Below are 19657 nucleotides of genomic sequence, written 5' to 3'. Positions count from 1 at the left end.
TCAAACAACCTATTATATATGAAGATTTTAGCTATAGATGATCAAAGATTAGTATTGATTCCTCTAGAAAATAGATTAAAGGAGTTAGGATACGAAATTCAAACTGAAATTAGTGCTGTGAAGGGAATTGAATTATTTGATTCATTTAAACCAGATTTAGTAATTGTTGATATGAATATGCCTACAATTTCTGGATTGGGAGTAATAAAGCATATTAGAGAAGTAAAAAAATCCGATGTCCCTGTAATGGTGCTATCTGGAAATACTGATGATGATGTCATAACAGAAGGTTTTGACTTAGGGATTAACGATTATATGAAAAAGCCTTTAAGTTTAAATGAGGTTTGTGCAAGAGTTAAAAGATTAATAGGAGTACCAGAAAAAGGAGCTGATAAAAAAGTATTTAACGATACCATTATTCAGCAAAGATGTGTAGGAGTGGTAATACCTTGTTATAACGAAGAAGAAAGGTTATTAAGTAAAGAGTTTATCAACTTTATAGATAAGCATACTGGATACTTATTATGTTTTGTCAATGATGGTAGTACCGATAAAACATTAGATGTATTAAATAATCTTAGAAAAGGAAGAGAAGATTTTATTAGCGTTTACGACTGTGAAAAGAACGGAGGGAAAGCAGAAGCCGTAAGATTGGGAATGTTGCATTTGGCAGAAGATGAAGGTTTAGATTATATAGGTTTCTTAGATGCAGATTTATCTACAGACTTATCTGATTTTGACGATTTAGTAACCACGATAGAAAATTCAGACTTTAAAATTGTTAGCGGTTCTAGAATTAGTAGAATGGGAGCTAACATTACGAAGCAATCAGCGAGACAAATTATAAGTTTAACGATAAACTATATTATAAGAAAGATATTATCAATGAACTTTAAAGATACTCAGTGTGGAGCAAAAATATTCCACAGAGATGTAATCAATATAGCGTTCGATAAAAAATTTATTACCAAGTGGTTATTTGATGTAGAAATCTTTTTAAGAGTAAAGAGATACTACAAAATAGATAAAGCCAGAGAAATGATGTGTGAGCAACCGTTGAAAAGGTGGGTACATGCTGATGGTTCTAAATTATCAATGAGAGATTCAATTAGAATTATAGGGCAATTAGGGCAAATAGCCTGGTCCTACAGAAAAAAAAACATAAAAAACACGAAAAACGTCACGCAGCCTAAGTTTAGCATTAAGTCGTTTTTCTTTAATCCTTAAAATCCGTAGAATATATGAAAGTAGGAATCCTGATATTATTTTGTAATAGCGAAAAAGAAATTATTGAGTATGAAATGGCAAAGTTATTTAATGTAAAAAGTGATTCCGAAATATGTTTTATAAACAATGGAAGTAAAGACAATACACTAAGAGCCTTAAAGGTAATTAGAGATGATGCGAAAATTGACATATCAATTTTAGATATTAAAAAGAATAAAGGTATCAATGCGGCTGTTAAAGCTGGTGCTAGATATTTATTTAGCAGAACAGATATTGATTATATAGTTTATATGAGACCCAACATGCTAAGCTATTTTAAAGCATTGAAAACTCAAATTAAACTAGGAACTGATTTATTTAAGAATAGAAAGAAAAGTAGAATTTTAAGAGATATCTTCTCAATAGATGAAATTCTGAGCTTTAAAAAGCATATAGTGTTATGATAAGTAATACATCACAATCGTTTAACATGTTTGCCCTTAAGGGAAAAGTACAAAACTATGCATGGGGAGGAAAAAAGTATATTTCAACATTATTAAACAATAAAATCTCCAATGTAAAAACTGCCGAATATTGGCTAGGCGCTCATATCAAAGCACCTTCGGTAATTAAAACATCGCAAGGAAACTTATCATTAAGGGAGTATTTGAAAGCAAACTTAAAAAAGTGCTTGAGCAAAAAAACGGTGGATACCTATGGGAAACTACCTTTCTTATTCAAAGTATTGGATGTAAATAAGATGTTGTCAATTCAGGTACATCCTAGTAAAATTGAAGCAGAAAAAGGATTTAAATATGAAAACGAATTAGGTATACCATTAACAGCACCTCATAGAAATTATAAAGACGATAATCATAAGCCAGAAATTATGGTTGCTTTGAGTGAATTTTGGTTGTTGCACGGTTTTTTATCAGAAGAAAAACTGATGAAAGTATTAAAAGCAACACCTGAGTTTGCCGACTTAGTTAGCATTTTTGAAAACCAAGGATATTTTGGTTTGTACAAGAATGTGATGGAAAAGTCAAAAGAGGAAACTAATACAATGTTAGCTCCTTTAATTGACAGGATAATGCCTTTGTATAAGGAAAACAAATTAGAAAAAAGTTCGCCAGATTATTGGGCTGCTAAGGCAGTAGCGACTTCAACAGATAAGAACGATTTAGATAGAGGGATTTTTTCAATCTACTTTTTCAATATCGTTAAAGCAAATGAAGGAGAAGCTATTTATCAGAAAGCAGGAATGCCACATGCTTATTTAGAAGGGCAAAACATTGAATTGATGGCAAATTCTGATAATGTTTTAAGAGGTGGGTTGACACAGAAACACGTGGATGTTCCAGAACTTTTAAAGCATGTACTTTTTGAAGAAACAATTCCAAATATATTATTGGGAGACTTGCAAGAAGATGGTTTAGAGCGCGTGTATACTACAGAAGCAAAAGATTTTGAACTGAGTAAGATCAATCTTTCTAAAGGTGAAGTTTATAAGTCAGAAGCTAAAACAGTAGAGATTTTAATTGTGATTGGTGGAGAAGTAGATGTTTTAGAAGAAAAATCGTCATTATATCTTAAAAAAGGAGAGTCTGTATTTTTCAAAGCAGGCAGTAAGTACAAAATAAAAACAACAGACACTGCGGTAATTTACAAAGCAAAAGTACCTCAGTAAAATACTATTACAGTTGAATTTAATTAGAAAACAAAAGAAGCAGCAGTAGTAAAAAAGACAGTGAACTAATGATCACTGTCTTTTGATTTTTAACGAACTATTATTCTTTTCTAATAGGAGATTGCCTATCCGTTGGAATTTGAACGGTGAAAGAAGGTTTTCTTTCAGCCATATGACAACTGGTACAATTGGTACGCATCATTTCAAAGTTTTTATTAAACGTTTCTTTATTCTTTGCTGTGATAGATTTTTTAACTTCAGGAATTACATAGTTTAAAAAGTTCTCAGCTGAAGCAGCTCGTTTGGGTCTGCGTATAAGTCCTAGTTTAATAGCTTTATTAATTTTGTTTAGCTGGTAGTTGGCATAGTCCCAGTTTTCATCTTGACCTGCCCAGTACAATTCTTGATATCGGTATCCGACTTCAACCATAGCCTTGTCGAAGCCTCTAAATTGCGATTCTATGGTTTTTAACTTTTCTTGATCAGTACCTTTAATCCACTGTCCTTGCACTGGTTTATAGGTTTCTTTAGTATTACAAGAGGTTAAAACCGACGTTGTAACTAGGAATAAAAAGATTTTTAATAAATGTTTCATTAGTTGTTGTTTATAAGCTGTTTAAGTATTGTTTTACGACATCGTATCCTTCAACATCTAAGGTTGTAGTACCAATCCAAGGCATTTCACCAGAAGCAATTACACCGCTGATTTTTCCTTTTTTAGAAGGAATTCTCGTTTGAGAAAGGGGAGTAGTATACCTGAAATCATATCCCTTTTTTGCTGCTTTTGGAAAACCTGCTGGATTATGACAGTGGGCACAGTTCATTTCAAAATAAGCTCTTCCTCTTTCTGCAATAGTATATGACAGATTAAAATAATCGGGTAATGTTGGTATTTGTGTATGATTGAAATTATCCATTAACCCTGCATCCTGAAAATGTTGTAATTGATTTATAGAAGTATTGTTTCTAGTAACTTCAATATTCATATTGCTTAATGTAGGCCCTAAAGGCGCTACCGTTGAGGTTTTTTGGTGACAAGTAGTACAGTTCTGCTCTGTGGGTACTTGATATTTTACTGTTTTACTATTACCATTTGCATCAATCCACGATACGTTTTTACTCACGCCATTAAGGTTTAAAACAGCTTCTGTTTGTGCATCATTCCAAACATAGGTGGCAACATTCCACATGTCTGCTTCTTTAATTAAAAGTCTGGTTTCAATTACCTTTTTCCCTAAGCTAGGCTTACGTTTGTCTTTATAGTAGTAAAATGTTTTAACTAAGATAGTACCATTAGGAAAATTAGGAATTCCATTGTCTACTTTGGTAATTTTAGTTCCCGCTGGAAGCTTTACCAAACGTTGTTTTTCAGCATAGTTTACAAATAGAGAAGAAGACAATTCGATTAAATGATAATCTGCGGTAGGAGTTAAATCTACTATAGTACCTTGATAAATATTATAATCGGATAATTTCTGACCAAAGGTTACTGTATCAGGAGCTGGAATATACCCAGGATCACTTGAACAAGACGATACCAATGAGATAAGACTGAAAAAAACGAATACTTTTACAAATAGATACTTTAACATGGTTTTTATTTTTTAGCTAAATACCTACTTGAGTTTTGGGATTTCAAATAAAATCAACGAGTTGCTTTAATTTTTCAGTAAATAAAAGAAAGAGGCCACAAATAAACGTGAACCTCTTCCAAATCTAAATAAAAATAAAAAGTTACGATTAAAGCGAGTTAATGAATGCTAATAACTCATCTCTATCTTTTTTAGTTAATTGTTTAAATGCTTCTTTAGACTGTTTTGCTTCTCCATCATGCCAAAGTATGGCTTCGGTAATGTTTCGAGCTCTACCGTCATGTAAAAAGTTCGTATGCCCGTTAACTACTTGAGTTAAACCAATTCCCCATAAAGGGCGTGTTTTCCATTCTTTTCCGTTTGCTAAGAAGTCTCCGCGGTTATCAGCCAAACCATCTCCCATATCGTGCAATAACATATCTGTATAAGGCCATATAGTTTGATTAGCCAAAGCACTTATGGATGCTGACTGTGTTTGCTGTTTAGGGGTATGACACGAAGCACAGTTGATTTGATTAAAAATAGTAGCACCTCTTTGTACCTTTTCGTCAGTTATATTTCTAGCGGCTGGAACTGCCAAGGTTTGACAATAGACAGTTACTTGATTTAAAACTTCTGGAGTTATTTCTGGATCATCGGCAAAACCATCTTCTGGAATATCTTTTGAAAAGATTTCATTGGTAATTCCCATATCTTCATGGTAGGCTGCTGCCGATTGTATTCTTAGGTTAGAAGTATTGGCTTTCCAACCAAATCTCCCTAATTCTTTTGCGCCAGTTTCTGGGTTGATTACATAGTTTGCTTTTCCAGAAATACCATCACCATCCACATCATTTTCATCGGCTAAGGTTAGTATGTCATTTTCAGGAATGACTTCTAAGAGTCCTAAACCAAATACAGGAGGCGCAATACGAGCGGAAATTTTAATTCCTGATGGTATAGGCATGTACGGGTTTTCGTAGCTAAATGTAGGTTTTCTCAACGTTACTACAGTTCCGTCTGCTAAGGTTTCGTTGTGTTCTTGCCAAGTTACTTTATAATCCATTTCAGGAACAAAACCGATCACGCTTTGGTTTTGTGCTTGTGTTCCATAGTTAGGAACGGCTATAGGTCCCGTTGCAGGATCGTTACCTAATGAGATTCTATAAAGTAATCCGCTAACTGCATTTACATTTGTAGGAAAAGCAGCACGACCATCTCTTGGGTGACAAGCAACACAATTGGTATTGTTGAATCGAGGTCCTAAACCTGGATTTATTGGCGAACCAGCGGTAACAAATGTATTTTCAAATTCAGCATCTCCGGCTAGGTGTAAATCTAAATTTAACCCAGTAAGATTGGCTGCAGGATTCTCAAAAGCGAAGGATGTTGAAGAAAAGATTGTTGTTTCTCCTCCTGCCAATTCCCTTTCAGTCAAATCTGTTAAAGGTGTATATTCATTAGTAGCGGGTTCGTCAGAACAGCTAATAATAAGCGTTATACATGTAATTAATAATAATTTTTTCACTTGTTTTTGTTAGTTTTTGTGAAAAGAGGAGAAATGAATCTCCTCTTTTTTATTAATTCAATGAATTAATAAAAGGCTTTAACTCATTTTCAGTTGTATTGAATAATGTGTTTACCTTCATTTGTGCATTTTGTACTGCCGATCTGTTGTTGATTATAGCATCTGTAAAAGTTCCAGGAATCGCGTTGATGGCATCAATTGCATCCGTTATTTGTGATTTAATCGTAGTATCTAAAGCACTATTAGAAGCAGCAACTACAGTAGACAAGCCTCCTAAGTAGATGTTTTGAATACTTTTCATATTGTTTACAAAATCAGCCTTTGAGTTGTGTGCAAAACGCGACTCTTCTTGGTCTGGAGCTGCACTTCCTGAGTTTCCGTTTAATGGAACTTCAATTTTAGCATTCGCAACTTCATCAGCAATAATAGAAACTCCGTCAGTAATTTCTTGTAATACATTTTTTTGAGATGCATAATTGGTTGACGGTAATTTTAAGAATTGTGCTGAAAAATTACCAGAAGAAGCAGTCCATCCGTCGTATAATGCTTGTGTATTGTTCTGTAAGTCTTTAGTAGCCGCTTTTAAGTATTCAATTTCTCTCGCTGTAAAGTCAGCAGCCGTTTTGTTTCCATCTATTCCCCATAATAAGTATTCAATGGTATGAAAACCTTTGGCGTTGTTATTCTGACTCGCTAAAAATGCATCAGTAATAGGATCGGTACCACCTAAAACAGTATTTAAAAATGTTAAATCTAATGGCCAAGAATCTATAGCTGGATCAATTCCTTCTGTGTCTACTGGACCGTATAAGAAACCTTCCGATTGCTCCCAAGGCTCTCTGGCATCTCTCCACGATTGTCTTAAACTTTCTAAACCTGTAGCATTTCCAACGGTAAATGTTTGTGCTAACGTTACCATGGCTTGCGCTTTGTTATTTAAATTGTTATACGTAGTAATAATTACATTGTTGGTAATGTTTGTTATTTCTGTAGCATAGTCTTTTTGGTTGTTAAAAGCATTACTCGTATTATCGCTGCTGCATGAGGCAAATAGCCCAAGTGCGATTAATAAAATGGATGTTTTTTTTACAAATTGTGTGTTCATTTCGCGTTTTTTTAATGTTTAAAAAGTGAATCCAATACCTGTTGAAAATATTTTGTCTATTTGGTTGTTGGATAGTTGATTCCCCGTAACAGGATCAATATTTTTAGAGCCTAGTTTTCTTTCTGAATAATGAGCTTTGATGATAATTTTTGGATGTACAAACCAATTGAATCCTCCTGTAATTACATTTCGTTCCCATCTAGGATTGTCAGTAATTCCGTTGGCAACTGTTTGCATGGTATCGTAGTAGTCATATCGAACAAATGGGTATAACATCATTTGATTGGCTTGTTTGGTGAAAAATGGTAAAATGTCGTACCCAACTTCAGCAGCAAAACCTAAAGCATTTTTTCCTACAGGAGTTCTTCTAAGACCAAGATTGTTTGATAGGTTTGAATTAAAGAAACTTACAATTTCCGAGTTTCCTAAGTTCCCCCAAATGGCAGTGGTAGCGATTCGTAAAGGATGTTCGTTATAAGAGAAATGTCCTTCTAACATGGTTAAGAAAGCATCAACATCAATGTCTGTTTTTGGTCTGTTGCCACTTGTGTTTCCGTAGTAAGTAGAAAAACCAACAAAGGTGTTTTTGTGTTTTCCAAACTTATAGTCTAAACGAGTTGAGATGGCGAAGTTTTCGGCATTCATCATTTCAAAACGTGTTTGGTGACCGTCTCTAATAAAGTTTTGAGAGTTGAATCCAGTACCGTCCAATCCGTTTACCAAGGCAACATGGTAGCGTAGTTTCCCTTTAAAGAAAGATCCGTATACATCAATACCAGTTTCATACCATCCTAAAGGCAATAACTGATTTTCCATTTCTGGTCTGTACGATGTAAAATATTCGTCTGGAGTATCTAAGTTTTGTGCCAATCCAAACTGTACTTTAAAGCGTCCGACCTTAACGTTTAGGTTTTCGTTGATATTAAAGTTGATATATACCTGTTCTAACTTCACTTCACCACCTGATTCTACTTCGTGTTCAAATTCACCACCTTCTTCAAAGGTTTCTAGTTCTAAAGTGCTACCTGTTCCTCCGTGTTCAAACTCTATCTCAGTTTTTAAAGCAATTTTTGGTGTAAAATGATAATCTAAGTATACGTTTAAACGCTCAGGATCTACTTTGTTCTTTTCATTGGGGTTGGTATCGAAGTTATTGTTGTAGTAGTTAATTGCTCCATAACCACGTAGCTTAAAGTTCTGCCATCGTAGCAAACTTTTTGAGCTTTTTGTAATTCCTTCTTCTCTTAATTCTTTTTTTATTTGTTGTTTTAAACTGTCAATGTTTATCTCCTGTGCATTTGCGGATAGTGTAAGTGCTATGGACACAAAAAGGATGTTTTTTAGAAACCTCATTTAGTTTTTATTTAGACTTGTTTTAATTAAGTGCAAATAACGAGAGGTTCAAAAGACTGAGAAAAAAGATTCAATAACTGTGAGCGCTAATTCTGTGGAACTCGGTTTTTTGTCAGTAAAGTGATGAATAGCTGCTTAATTTAAGTTAACTTTAATTTCGCTGAATTTTTCGGCTGTTTCGCTGAAATTTGAATAAAGACTGATGGTTTTAGAGTACTTTTGATAAAGAAATGAAGTTTTTTACTAAAAATATGTTGGCATGGGCAGGTTATAGTTTGTTACTATACCTTTTGTTTTCTTTTATTATAGAAACTGAAAACCCTTTAAAGCATACTGCTATTTTCTTTACAATTCAGTTAGCTGCTTTTTGTATGAACACTAAGCTGCTGTTTCCTTTTTTACTAGATGTTAAAAAATATCTGCTTTTTATACTGTCTAACCTAGTTTTAATCATTTTAGCTGCCTTTATCAATACGCTTTTAGAGGAAGGTGCAGAGGAAATTTTTGGCGGTGGTTACGATATTTTTGAAACCCTCATGGCACATTCTGTACCTGCTTTTATAGGTGTTTTTGTGGCGTTAATCCTCCATAACTATCATCAGGAACTGAAAAGAGAAGAGAAAGAGAAGAAGAGAATTTTAGCGGAAAAGAATTTCTTAATTCAGCAAATCAATCCACACTTTTTGTTCAATACCTTGAATAATATCTATTCGTTAACTATTGACAACAATCCTAAAGGTCCTGAAGCCATTTTGCAGTTGTCGAAAATGTTAGATTATTCTTTGTATGGCAACAAGGACGAGTATGTGTCTTTAAGGAGTGAGGTAACCTATATTACCAACTTTATCGATTTATTTAAGTTAAAAGACGACCGTATTCACAGGATTTCATTTACACATGATCAAGTTGATGAGCGAAGCAGCATTGCACCTATGTTATTATTGCCTTTTGTTGAGAATGCCTTTAAGCATGGGAATATAGAAGATGTAGACAAGGGGTATGTAGATATTGAAGTCTCGTCTAACGAAAGCGAGATTAATTTTAGCTGTGTGAGTTCTTTTGTTGAAGGAAAAACAGTGGATAAAGTAGGAGGGATTGGTATTAAGAATGTAACGAGGCGATTGATGTTATTGTATCCTCAAAAACATTCTTTACAAATAACCAACGAGAACCAAGTGTATAAAGTGAGTTTAAAAATACAAACAAATGGTATTTAATTGTGTCATAATAGATGATGAGCAGCCAGCAAGGAGATTGCTCGAAAATTATTGTACTAAAATTAAAGGGATGCAGGTAGTAGGAAGTTATAAATCTCCTTTGGAAGCCCTTGATACGTTGAATGAGAATAGAATTGATATTTTATTTTTAGATATTCAGATGCCTGATATTTCTGGAATTGATTTTATAAAACTACTCAAACCCAATCATACCAAAGTTATTTTTACCACTGCCTATAGAGACTATGCCTTGGAAGGCTTTGAATTAAACGCGATTGACTATTTACTCAAACCCATAGAGTTCCACCGATTTGTACGTGCTGTTGAAAAGGTAAAAGAGTTGTACCAGAAAAGAGAAGTAGTAGAAACAAACTCTCAAACAACTGATGAAACCTTATTGATTCGTTCTGGTAAAAAACAATATAGAGTGCCTATTGCTGAAATACTGTATATTAAATCTGAAAGCGAATATGTAAAGTATGTAACCCAAAATCATGGGAAATTATTGGTACATGGAGCCTTAAAAGATGTGTTAAACGATTTATCCGCAACCACTTTTTATAGAATTCACAGATCCTATATCGTAAATCTATCCCATATAACCTATGTAGAGGGCAGCAGAGTACATATTAAGGGGGAACTGTTCCCAATAAGCGAAACCTATAAATTAGACTTTTTAAAGGTTTGGAAGTAGGGATAGGGTATGAATAGATATAATAAAAGGCAGCTGTTGGACTGCCTTTTGTAGTTTTTTCTTGTTTATGTATAACGGTCTAATATAAAAATAATAGTGGGGTTTACAAGCACTACTTTTCAGTTTAGTATTGAGCTTTATTTTATATGTTTTATGTTTGGTTTTAGTATTTCAGCTACTATTATTTCTTATACATTGTTGGTTGCAGTTTTAATTCATTTAACAAAGACAATAGGCATCATCCCAATTCAATGAATTTTCTACAAAATCATAATCTAAGGTGTTACAGAAGTAATTAAAATCCTCTACTACTTTATTTCCATATTTAGTAAAGTATTCTTTTTTTTCTATTAGACCTTTAGAACAGTCTTTGATGGATTCAGAAAACTGAGAAACTAAAGCTGTTCTACCAAGTTTATCTTCAAAATACATTAATGGAACAGCTACTAAACCAGAATGTAAGGCTTTATCTAAAGGACGAAGCTCACCAATTCTAACTGCTGAGAGAACTCTGTATTCATTAGCTTCAAGCTCAGAAGATGGTTTTGAATATAATTTAAATACCATATCACAAAGAAAGGTGGTAAGGTGAGTTGCCTCATGTATTAAACATTGAGCCAAATCTATTTTGTCCCAACGCTCGTCAGGACTAATGCATATAAGACCAGGTAAATGAGAACCAGTTCCTCCACCAACTCTTGTAGATTTTACAAAAAGAATATCTGTTGTAATTGATTTAATTAAGTCTAGTAGCTTGGGTGTAATTGAATCAATTAATTCACAAGAATCATTATACATTGACAACCATTTATTTTTCTCAAAATCATTAAAGTCTTCTCCTGAAAGTTCAGAAAAAACACCTTGTGACATTGCTAGTTCAGTAATTACTGGGTTGTTAAAATGAATATTTATTCCATTTGATTTTGATTGAAATCCTCGTAGAATTGATATTGATTTTCTATAAAGTGTAGGAGAATCTGCAATCAACAAATCCTCCTTTTTTAAAGTACTTTCAATTAAACGATTTTTATTTTTTTCAATATGAGATAAGCTTAATACTCTCATGATTATTTTTCATTCGAGTTATCAGATTCTTTTGCTTCTTTCTCAATTCTTTCTTTTATTGCTTTTTCAGCTTCTTCACGTTCTTTACCTTTAAGTTTAGCAGCTTCTGCTTCTGCTTTTTTACGGCCTTCTATTGTCCATCCACCCATCATTGAGCGATTATCAGTTTTGAAGAATTCTTTAATGTTTGTTTTAAAATCCATTGTTGTAAAGTTTAAAGTGTTAATAATCTGTTATTTATTGATAAACTTAAAATAATTAATGCAGGTTTTCAATATTTTATTTTTTATCAAATTCTGGTCTAAATCGTAGTATTCATGTTTTAAATTTTCATTTTTGAGAGTATATCTATCTGACCCAGTAACTAGACTCAAACCTATAACCCCATTAACTTTACAAGATTCAAAAAAGGCAGCTTGCTCCATTTCAATGAAGTGATATGTTTTTTCCTTAATTAATGGGATTAAAAAATTTGATGGTTGGTTGTAAAATATTGGAATCGTTACACCTAACCCTTCTTGAAATTTAATTTCCTGATTCAATAGGAAGTCTTTGAAATCATTTCTGAAATTAGAATTTGGTTTCGATATAGAATCATTATTCTCAGAAAGCAAATGCGCTGCTTGGTCTTTTAATGAGCCTTTAGATAAAATTATTTTACCTGCAGATAAGTTCTCGTTGAAAAGTCCACATGTTCCAATATGAAAAAACTTTTTACAACCAAGTGCTGATAATTCACCAACTTGAGTACAAATTCCTCCAGCACCGGGAAGCCCATTCATTAGAATAAATTCAAACTCTGTATTAACCTCCCTTACTAAGTAAAAATGAATTGGATCTGTAGCTCCAATTATATAAATTCTATAATTTCTTAAACTGTATCCAAGTAAGGTCAAATGTTCCAATATCAAAGAGTCATGAATAATTATGCAATATTCAGGTAGGTTATCCAACTCTCCTTTTTTAAAAATAGGTGTTGTTTTTAGCCAATCGACATATCCTTTAGGTTTATTTATTCTCATAATTTTTTAATTGAAACCAACTTGTTTATATGCGAAACTTTATCTCCCATTATACAATTTAAAAGATTCACTAAATTTTCGAATTTTCTAATATAGCTTAAAAAAAGAAGCTGACTTTGCGGAAAACCTTACTTTAAGTAGGGTTTTTTCCTCTTTTTTTATCAGGAGAAACACTTAGTGAGTGTTTGGAGAGGGGATAATGGTTTAAAAATGAGGTGTTTTTGTTTTTTTTTCTATCAGCGAAGCTCTCTGAAGGTTTCGCAGAGTTTTTATTGCATCAGCGAAGCTCTCTGAAGGTTTCGCAAAGTTTCTATTGCGTCAGCGAAGCTCGCTGATGATTTCGCAAAGTTTTTATTGTGTTAGCGAAGCTCGCTGATGATTTCGTAAGAATTATAAGTGGTATTGTTAAAGAGTAGGTGAGTAGTGGGGTGAAATAGCCTAAGAAGAGTTAAGGAAGAAGTTTGTTTAGGTGCTTTGGTTGGTTGTTGTTAGCTACTTTTATTTTCTTCTTTCTTTAAGCATATCAAAATAATTAGAAGATGGAATTTTTAATTTATTAATCAATTGAGATTTTAAATGGGTTGAATCTTCCATTAAGTTTAATCCCGAAACGTTAAAACAATTTTCTTTTCCATTTATATATCGATAAACAAAATGATCAGCTGCATGAGACATCCAAAACTCAGGTTCTTTAGGAGATGTTTTCACTGTATCTATTTTCATATTATCGTAAAAGTTTATAGCATCATAGGTTTGATGTTCAGTTTTATCAATTGAACTAATACCATAACGACCATCATGATTTTCGAAATTATATTGATACTGAAAGAATTTTCCATTTTGTGACCATGCCAATTTTCCGTATCCATTGAACCCATTAGTTCCTATCCAATCTCTGTAAAAAAGAATATTTTTTACATTTTCTCTTATTAAACTATCGATTTTTTTTTTTGGCAATAATGTCTACAAAATGATAATGTTCAGTTTGGCAGTATTTAACAGGTGGTTCATTTATTATTTTATGCACAAGACTACTATTGTTATCAGTAAATAGATTACTCTTTTCTTCTTTTAAATGTTGTTTGTCTGATTGGCTTAAAGTTTTAGATTTCGAAATATTTTGTTTTCCTATGCTACATGCTGTCACAAAAATAATCAGAGATATAAGGTATATTATTTTCATTTTCAAATTATAGCTAACTTATGTATATGCGAAACTTTTAGGTGATTTAATAAAGTTCAAGTATTCATCAAACTTTTGATTTTTCGAATATAGCATAAAAAAGAATATGATTTTCTTAAGTTTATTCTATTAGCGAAGCTTGCTGATAGTTTCGAAAGTAGTATAACTAGTATTGTTAAAGAATAGGTGAGTAGTGCATTTTAATGCAGTTTAAATGGTGTTAGTGATTCATATTCTTTCTACTATTTAACTTTTTTGTCTGAATTCATTTCTGATATTAATTCTTGAATTAAAGGTGTCATAATATTGTTCCCTTCAAATTCTACCGTCATTTGCTTCCAATAGTGAATTGTATATTCATGAGTTAAATAATCCTTTATCAATATTGGCTTAGTTTTTTTCCAATATTTCAAAAAATCATATTCTGTATCCTGTCCTGAAAGTGAATCTAAAATCATTTCCATTAAGGTAAATTTTTTATCGAGATCCTTCAATTGTTCATAATAATCAAGATATTCTTGTATGTCATTTGGATTTCCTGGGGTATATGAATAACCCGCCATTGATTCCCAATATGGATTTTTTTCTATGAGATTAAGCTCAATTTCTAATTCATCCAATGCTTTTTTTGTCGAACATCTAAATGGTGGTTCCTCCATTTGTTTTATTTTTCTATTAACACTAACTTTTAAAAAAATCACTTAACTTTGGTTTAGCAAGAAATAGCAATTAACTATACACTTTGTTGTACACAGTTATTTTATTTTTGTATAATAAGTCCTAATTTCTTTAGCTAAAGCTTTTTCTCTATCTTCTTTGTTTTTTATCATTGAACGTTCATCTAAAAGAATCCAAGTCGTTCCATCTGATTGTGTTTTTAAGTATGGAAAAAGTCTTAATTCGTTGTTTTTTTCTTTTAAACTAAATTCCCAAATTTCTTTATTTTTAAATTCTACACTATGAATATCAACTATTAAATCATTAGGGTCGTATTTTTTGTGCTTAATTATTTCATTTCTAGAGTAAGTAGTATCGTTTTCTTTTTTGTAAAATAAGATTTCTTTTTCAGTAATTATAATTTTTTCATAGTCAAATCGATTGGTCTTTAGTTGTTTTAATTTCCAGCTTCCTTTCCATTTTTCTGATTCTTTTTTTTGATAAATAGGAAGTAAAGAATCTATTTTAGCTTTTGCTTTAATTTCTATATCTGACTTTAAATCTAAAAAACAAACTCCGTGATAGTAGAATAAGGCTTCAAATCCTTTGGAATCTTTAAGAGCTTTTTCCGCTTTTATAAAATTCTCTTTTTGATATTCTTTATAATTTATTTTTTGACCAAATATTAATATTGGAAATAAGAGAAAAATTATAAGTTTTACTTTTTTCATAATTCTATTAATTTACTCAAATTTATAGATAGCTTAATAAATTTAAAATCTAGATTTAGTTAACCTTAATTTTGAATGAGAAAAGTTTGCTGTTGAGTGAGATAATTGTGTACAACTTGTTTATAAGCGGAACTTTGTTCCTGTTATTTGCCTAATTTGCTTGGCTATGCGGAATTTTTTATAAAATAGTGTTACCATTAGTATTTTATTCTTGTTGTAGCCAATTAAATTTCCCATTTTTCCAAAAGACAAAACCACCTCCACAACTTTCAGAAGCATGCATATATAAAGAGTTGTAATTTAATTTAACTTTTTTACTTTCAGGGACATCTTTAAAGTCAACAAAATCATCTTCGTAATTTGACCATAAAACCTCTCCTTTCTTAACCTTTTCAAATATACCAATCCAACTATAATCTGTCATATTGAAAGGGTCATTTTCATTTCCTAATATGTATATTTTAGTTTTAGTTCCTTTATTGATAAATCCTATTTTTGTTTCTCCATCAGAGTTTTTTAATAAGATTACAAGATCATTTTTTTTATCTCCGAAAAAATCACCTTTCAAATAGAAAGGAGTAATACTAGTGTTTAAAGTAAGTTTATCGAATTCTGGGTATTTGTTAATTTCATTTTGAATCTCTTCAATACTTTCTTTTTTCGGTTTTAAATATCCATCAAATACATATCCATATTTTGCATTAGAAATGAAAGTGGGAAAGTTTTTAAAATTTATTTTTACCCAATTACCTATTATTTCTTGTCCGTTATCTATTATAGTTTGACTATTTTCGGTTTTCTCAATTATACCAACTTCAGCACCAAAATATAGCTTTCCTATTTTCTTACCTTTTGAGTTAGGTTCTTGCCTTAAAAACAAACCATTTTCAGCGGTTACAACAAATTTGTTTTGAGAATAAGTTAATACTGTCAAGAATAAAGTTATAAGTAATATTATTGATTTTTTCATGTTGATAGCAATTTGTTTATATGATAAGTTTTTAGGTATTTTTATAAAACTTAAATATTCACTAAACTTTTGAGTTTTCGAATATAACATAAAAAAGAATATGGTTTTCATAAGTTTTTTCTATTTACGAAGCCCGCTGATGATTTCGCAAGAATTATAAGTAGTATTATTAAAGAATAATTGAGTGGTAGGTTTAAAATAGCCTAAGAAGAGCTAAGGAAGAAGTTTGTTTAGGTGCTTTGGTTGGTTGTTGTTAGCGTGTTTATTATAAGGTTTGTAGTATGTTTTTTAAACTCCTAATTCATCTGCTAAATCATAATACTTGTCTAAATATTCTGGTGTTGTACGATGTTCAGATAATCGAACAGTATCAAATTCGTCAGTTTTGTTTCCGCGTTTTACACCTAAATATTTTAATGCTTGATTTATCGTTTTTATTTCAAAATCAGCAATTTTATCTTTTAGGTAAACATTTGCAGACTGTATTCCATTTCCACCAAAATAATCAGTCGAGATTATGGCAAATACAGGGCTCTTGTCTAATGATATTTTTGTCATTAATTCAGAAATAGCAAATTCCGATGGATATAGCATATATTCCGCATTGTTGGTGTTCAGAAAACCTTGAGTTCCAAGTTTTGCTTGCCAACAAGCTGAATAGTAGTGGTCAATGTGAAACATAGTTAAATTAAAACCTAAATCGACACCAATCAGGTCAAAACCCTCAGCTTTATCTTTATCGTAATTACCTTTTAATACTATGGCGGAAATATTATGTCCCATATTCTAATTCAAATGACTTACAACGGTCTCGTATAACCGTAGGTTAAAGTTTTAAAGTTACTTATTCTCGGTTTGGTACAGATTTTAGTGATTCCGAGTGGATTCGGATGTAGTTGATTCCGTTGTAGTTGTGGTTTTATATTGTTGTAAAACGTTATTTATTTTTTATTCAATCCATATTTCTAACTTTTCATTAGGTAATTCCTTTTCAAATAATCGAGTCAAAAACAAATTCGAACGTCTTACTTTTAAATCCTTTTGATTTTTAAATTCGATTAAATAAATTCCATGTTTTGGGATATCCAAACTCATAATTTTTTTTGCTCTTCCTCCCAATTCGTAGGATTGAATACTCCAATTCGTAGCTTTTGGCGTAATTATTTTTCCGTTTTCTCTGTTCTTTAATTCAATCGAAAAATTTCCAAGAGAAACACTCCAACCTGCAAGAATCTTAATACTATATATTCCGACTGGTAATTCAATAGCCTTATTTTTGTCATAGATACTGATTGGAAATCTCATTTCTACATATCTCAAATCAGTATTTATAATTTCTATATCTTTTGGGACTTTACTTCTATGAAGAAAGCCTAAAATCTTCTTATCAGGTGTCAATTGGTCATAATTACTCTTAACGTATGGTCTTGCTCCGTAACTTGGCTCAAACTTCGTTTCTAAATATTCTATTTCGTCATTATCTAATTCACGTACTGTTCCGTCGTTTTCAACATAGACAAATTCAAATTTTTCTTTTTCTGACTTCAATTTTAGGAGGTGAGTTAAATGTTGTACATCTTTTTTTATTCTAATTCTTTGTATACAATTTCAAAATCAATTGATTTGGGAATATTTAATTCATTTCGTTTTTTATTAAACTCTTCTTCTGATTTAAATCGATGTAGATTTTCGGTATTCCATTTTTTTGAAGATTCCCAATTTCGCAAATCAATTATATGATAGTAAATTGAGTCTTTGTAAGGAAAAAGTCCGTTTGGTGGATTCCATCCATTACTTTTATGATACCACTTTCCGTTTTTTTCATAATATCTATCGTCAGAACTCAAGTAAATGGTGTCACTCGGTTCGGTAAGTAAAAAGTCTTCAGTTTTCTTGTCGTAATTGAAAAGTCGATTTCGTATTTCTTTTTCTTTGTTCGGATAACTTTTAGCAATTAGAAATTCATCATTGTAACCAACAGCAAATACAGTTTCAGGAATAATCAATAAACCTCCAAAACTTCCACGAACCATTCCAAATGTTATTGTTTGGTTTTTTTGATCTCCCCACCATTCTAATTTCAAATCTTTAACCAAAGGTTTTGAAAAGTTCTGTTCATCAAAGAAACAACTTGACGTAAGAGCTAGAATTAATGATATGTAAAGTACTTTTTTCAAATGCTGTTCAACTTATTTATATGCGGAATTTAAAAAAAATAGGTTCCGTTTATTTTTTGCAATTTTATAGCATACAATATAAATAAAGAAGATGTTATAGTTCCTTAAAACCTCCTTTTACTTTTTATTTATGCTGTTTTTCAAGATTATCATTAAGTCTGTGTAACTCAATCAATATTGAATCTTGTTTTTGTTTCCCTGTTATACTCTCTAGGAAATCTCCAACTTTAATTGCTAAAGAGTCTTCCAAGTTTGTTGGTTCAATTTTTGAAAGTTTGATATTGTCTCCATTTTTCAAGTTCTCTGGACTTTCTCCTAATTTGACGAAGATTCCTTTAGTGCCAAGTAAATTAATACTTTCAATTGTAAATTTAGAATCAACTGGAATTTTAATGTCAGATTTTAATTTACACTTTATATCAATTGTTCCTTCTGAGGTTAAATTCAAGTCTTCTACTTTTCCAATCTCAAATCCATTTAGAGTTATGTTTGCTTTAGTAGTTAGTCCATCAACATTTTCTGCATTCAATATTATTTCAGTTCGCTTATTTGTACAAGACATAAGGAAAATGAGAATTGCTATAATCGAATAATATTTCATTTTGTTATTTTTAAATGCTTATAGCGTTTTGTACAAGCGTTAGTTATGCATTAATTTTCGGTTTAGGATTGATGTTTGCAATTCCAAGTGAATTCGGACGAAGTCAAACTCTCCGTAATTATGGTTATAAATTGTTGCTAATAGTACCTTATTTACAGACATTTTTTCTTCCAATTTTTACAATTTCCTCTATTCCGAATTGGTCAAACTTTTCAAGTAAATCCATTGCGCTATTTTTCTTTTTGAATTCCAACTCTTCTTTATAAAGAGGGATAATTGAATAAACATTAATTATCTTATTATTATCCAATTCGATTTGAGTAAACTCGTCAGATAATTCCATTGAATGAACCAACATTACAGAATTAAAACCAATTCCATCAGCAAGTTCTTCGTTATCTTCATGTCCAAAAGTGTGTCCAAACCCTAACCATGTTTTATTTGGATGGGGAAGCATCATTAATTGTTTCATAATTCTAATTGGCCAATAATTTCTCTCGTTACTGAAAGATTCATATTCCAAATTCCATTCTTTTGGCAATAAGATCATTACTTCGGCAAATTCAGATGATTCAATATCTTCTGGTATTTTCATAGGTAAAGCACTCATTCCACAACTTAATAAAATATGATAAGGTCTATTTTTAGTGGCTTTTATGAAATAAACATCTCTATGAATTATTTCAGATTCTATTTCGTCAAATACTTTTATGTCTGCGTTTTCGTCAAAAAAATGATCTAAATGATTATCAATTATTTCAACACTATTTGGGACATTTTCATTCATTTTTTTCTCGGTCTTTTGGGAATAAGCGAAAGTTGAAATTAAAATCAGTAATATAGTTTTATACATGATTATTTTCATTTAATTTCTGTTTCTCAATATTATT

Annotated in this window: 22 protein-coding genes; 5 read left to right on the top strand and 17 right to left on the bottom strand. The window is 31.5% G+C overall.

What is annotated here, in order from left to right; all coding sequences use genetic code 11:
• The first annotated feature begins 18 nt into the window (after nt 1-18).
• The 3 genes from ACOQN8_RS16435 to manA are packed head-to-tail and all read left to right on the top strand — an operon-like array spanning nt 19 to nt 2893.
• The gene (locus ACOQN8_RS16435) at nt 19-1227 is read left to right on the top strand and encodes a response regulator (protein ID WP_235274832.1); all 1209 of its coding nucleotides are present in this window, start codon (nt 19-21) and stop codon (nt 1225-1227) included.
• A 14-nt stretch (nt 1228-1241) separates the two neighbouring features.
• Nucleotides 1242-1670, top strand: a complete 429-nt coding sequence (locus ACOQN8_RS16430; RefSeq protein ID WP_235274833.1) for a glycosyltransferase — start codon at nt 1242-1244, stop codon at nt 1668-1670.
• Nucleotides 1671-1696: 26 nt separating this feature from the next.
• On the top strand, nt 1697-2893 hold the full coding sequence (gene manA, locus ACOQN8_RS16425; RefSeq protein ID WP_420553506.1) for a mannose-6-phosphate isomerase, class I: 1197 nt from the start codon (nt 1697-1699) through the stop codon (nt 2891-2893).
• A 100-nt stretch (nt 2894-2993) separates the two neighbouring features.
• Here the strand turns inward: manA and ACOQN8_RS16420 are convergent, their stop codons facing one another.
• From ACOQN8_RS16420 to ACOQN8_RS16400, 5 genes are all read right to left on the bottom strand, one after another.
• Nucleotides 2994-3488, bottom strand: a complete 495-nt coding sequence (locus ACOQN8_RS16420; RefSeq protein ID WP_420553505.1) for a hypothetical protein — start codon at nt 3486-3488, stop codon at nt 2994-2996.
• A 10-nt stretch (nt 3489-3498) separates the two neighbouring features.
• Nucleotides 3499-4485 carry a hypothetical protein gene (locus tag ACOQN8_RS16415; protein WP_420553504.1) on the bottom strand — a complete coding sequence of 329 codons (987 nt, stop codon included), beginning with the start codon at nt 4483-4485 and terminating at the stop codon, nt 3499-3501.
• A 148-nt stretch (nt 4486-4633) separates the two neighbouring features.
• Complete coding sequence (locus ACOQN8_RS16410; RefSeq protein ID WP_420553503.1) at nt 4634-5992, bottom strand: di-heme oxidoreductase family protein; 1359 nt, start codon at nt 5990-5992, stop codon at nt 4634-4636.
• A 52-nt stretch (nt 5993-6044) separates the two neighbouring features.
• The gene (locus ACOQN8_RS16405) at nt 6045-7097 is read right to left on the bottom strand and encodes an imelysin family protein (protein WP_420553502.1); all 1053 of its coding nucleotides are present in this window, start codon (nt 7095-7097) and stop codon (nt 6045-6047) included.
• 18 nt (nt 7098-7115) lie between these two features.
• Nucleotides 7116-8450 (bottom strand): porin, encoded by a 1335-nt coding sequence (locus ACOQN8_RS16400; RefSeq protein ID WP_420553501.1) that lies wholly within the window; start codon nt 8448-8450, stop codon nt 7116-7118.
• A 230-nt stretch (nt 8451-8680) separates the two neighbouring features.
• Between ACOQN8_RS16400 and ACOQN8_RS16395 the strand changes: the two genes are divergently transcribed.
• Together ACOQN8_RS16395 and ACOQN8_RS16390 are read left to right on the top strand one after the other, a co-directional pair.
• On the top strand, nt 8681-9667 hold the full coding sequence (locus ACOQN8_RS16395; protein WP_420553500.1) for a sensor histidine kinase: 987 nt from the start codon (nt 8681-8683) through the stop codon (nt 9665-9667).
• A complete protein-coding gene (locus ACOQN8_RS16390) occupies nt 9657-10361 on the top strand; it encodes a LytR/AlgR family response regulator transcription factor (protein ID WP_420553499.1) in 705 nt (234 codons plus the stop codon). Before ACOQN8_RS16395 ends, ACOQN8_RS16390 begins: the two co-directional genes overlap by 11 nt.
• A 219-nt stretch (nt 10362-10580) precedes the next feature.
• On the opposite strand, the gene ACOQN8_RS16385 is transcribed toward ACOQN8_RS16390, so the two are convergent.
• From ACOQN8_RS16385 to ACOQN8_RS16330, 12 genes are all read right to left on the bottom strand, one after another.
• Nucleotides 10581-11426: an aKG-HExxH-type peptide beta-hydroxylase gene (locus tag ACOQN8_RS16385; RefSeq protein ID WP_420553498.1), complete on the bottom strand. Its 846-nt coding sequence runs from the start codon at nt 11424-11426 to the stop codon at nt 10581-10583.
• Nucleotides 11427-11428: 2 nt separating this feature from the next.
• A complete protein-coding gene (locus ACOQN8_RS16380; RefSeq protein ID WP_420553497.1) occupies nt 11429-11629 on the bottom strand; it encodes a hypothetical protein in 201 nt (66 codons plus the stop codon).
• Nucleotides 11630-11659: 30 nt separating this feature from the next.
• Nucleotides 11660-12448, bottom strand: coding sequence for a phosphorylase family protein (locus ACOQN8_RS16375; RefSeq protein ID WP_420553496.1), 789 nt, complete (start codon nt 12446-12448; stop codon nt 11660-11662).
• 498 nt (nt 12449-12946) lie between these two features.
• Complete coding sequence (locus ACOQN8_RS16370) at nt 12947-13405, bottom strand: hypothetical protein (RefSeq protein ID WP_420553495.1); 459 nt, start codon at nt 13403-13405, stop codon at nt 12947-12949.
• Between the two features lie 468 nt (nt 13406-13873).
• Nucleotides 13874-14332, bottom strand: a complete 459-nt coding sequence (locus ACOQN8_RS16365) for a hypothetical protein (RefSeq protein ID WP_420553494.1) — start codon at nt 14330-14332, stop codon at nt 13874-13876.
• Between the two features lie 54 nt (nt 14333-14386).
• The gene (locus ACOQN8_RS16360; protein WP_420553493.1) at nt 14387-15019 is read right to left on the bottom strand and encodes a hypothetical protein; all 633 of its coding nucleotides are present in this window, start codon (nt 15017-15019) and stop codon (nt 14387-14389) included.
• Nucleotides 15020-15224: 205 nt separating this feature from the next.
• Nucleotides 15225-15989, bottom strand: a complete 765-nt coding sequence (locus ACOQN8_RS16355; RefSeq protein WP_420553492.1) for an SH3 domain-containing protein — start codon at nt 15987-15989, stop codon at nt 15225-15227.
• A 288-nt stretch (nt 15990-16277) separates the two neighbouring features.
• Nucleotides 16278-16772, bottom strand: a complete 495-nt coding sequence (locus ACOQN8_RS16350) for a hypothetical protein (RefSeq protein WP_420553491.1) — start codon at nt 16770-16772, stop codon at nt 16278-16280.
• A gap of 165 nt (nt 16773-16937) precedes the next feature.
• Entirely contained in the window at nt 16938-17537 is a 600-nt protein-coding gene (locus ACOQN8_RS16345; protein ID WP_420553490.1) for a hypothetical protein, read from the bottom strand.
• A 35-nt stretch (nt 17538-17572) separates the two neighbouring features.
• A complete protein-coding gene (locus ACOQN8_RS16340; protein WP_420553489.1) occupies nt 17573-18166 on the bottom strand; it encodes a hypothetical protein in 594 nt (197 codons plus the stop codon).
• 124 nt (nt 18167-18290) lie between these two features.
• The gene (locus ACOQN8_RS16335; protein WP_420553488.1) at nt 18291-18767 is read right to left on the bottom strand and encodes an MlaD family protein; all 477 of its coding nucleotides are present in this window, start codon (nt 18765-18767) and stop codon (nt 18291-18293) included.
• 148 nt (nt 18768-18915) lie between these two features.
• Nucleotides 18916-19554, bottom strand: a complete 639-nt coding sequence (locus ACOQN8_RS16330) for a suppressor of fused domain protein (protein ID WP_420553487.1) — start codon at nt 19552-19554, stop codon at nt 18916-18918.
• Nucleotides 19555-19657 lie beyond the last annotated feature (103 nt).

It is taken from the genome of Tenacibaculum aiptasiae (assembly GCF_965221665.1).
Taxonomy (GTDB): domain Bacteria; phylum Bacteroidota; class Bacteroidia; order Flavobacteriales; family Flavobacteriaceae; genus Polaribacter; species Polaribacter aiptasiae.
Note: the sequence above shows the minus strand (reverse complement) of the source record. Positions and strands in the feature narration are given on the sequence as shown.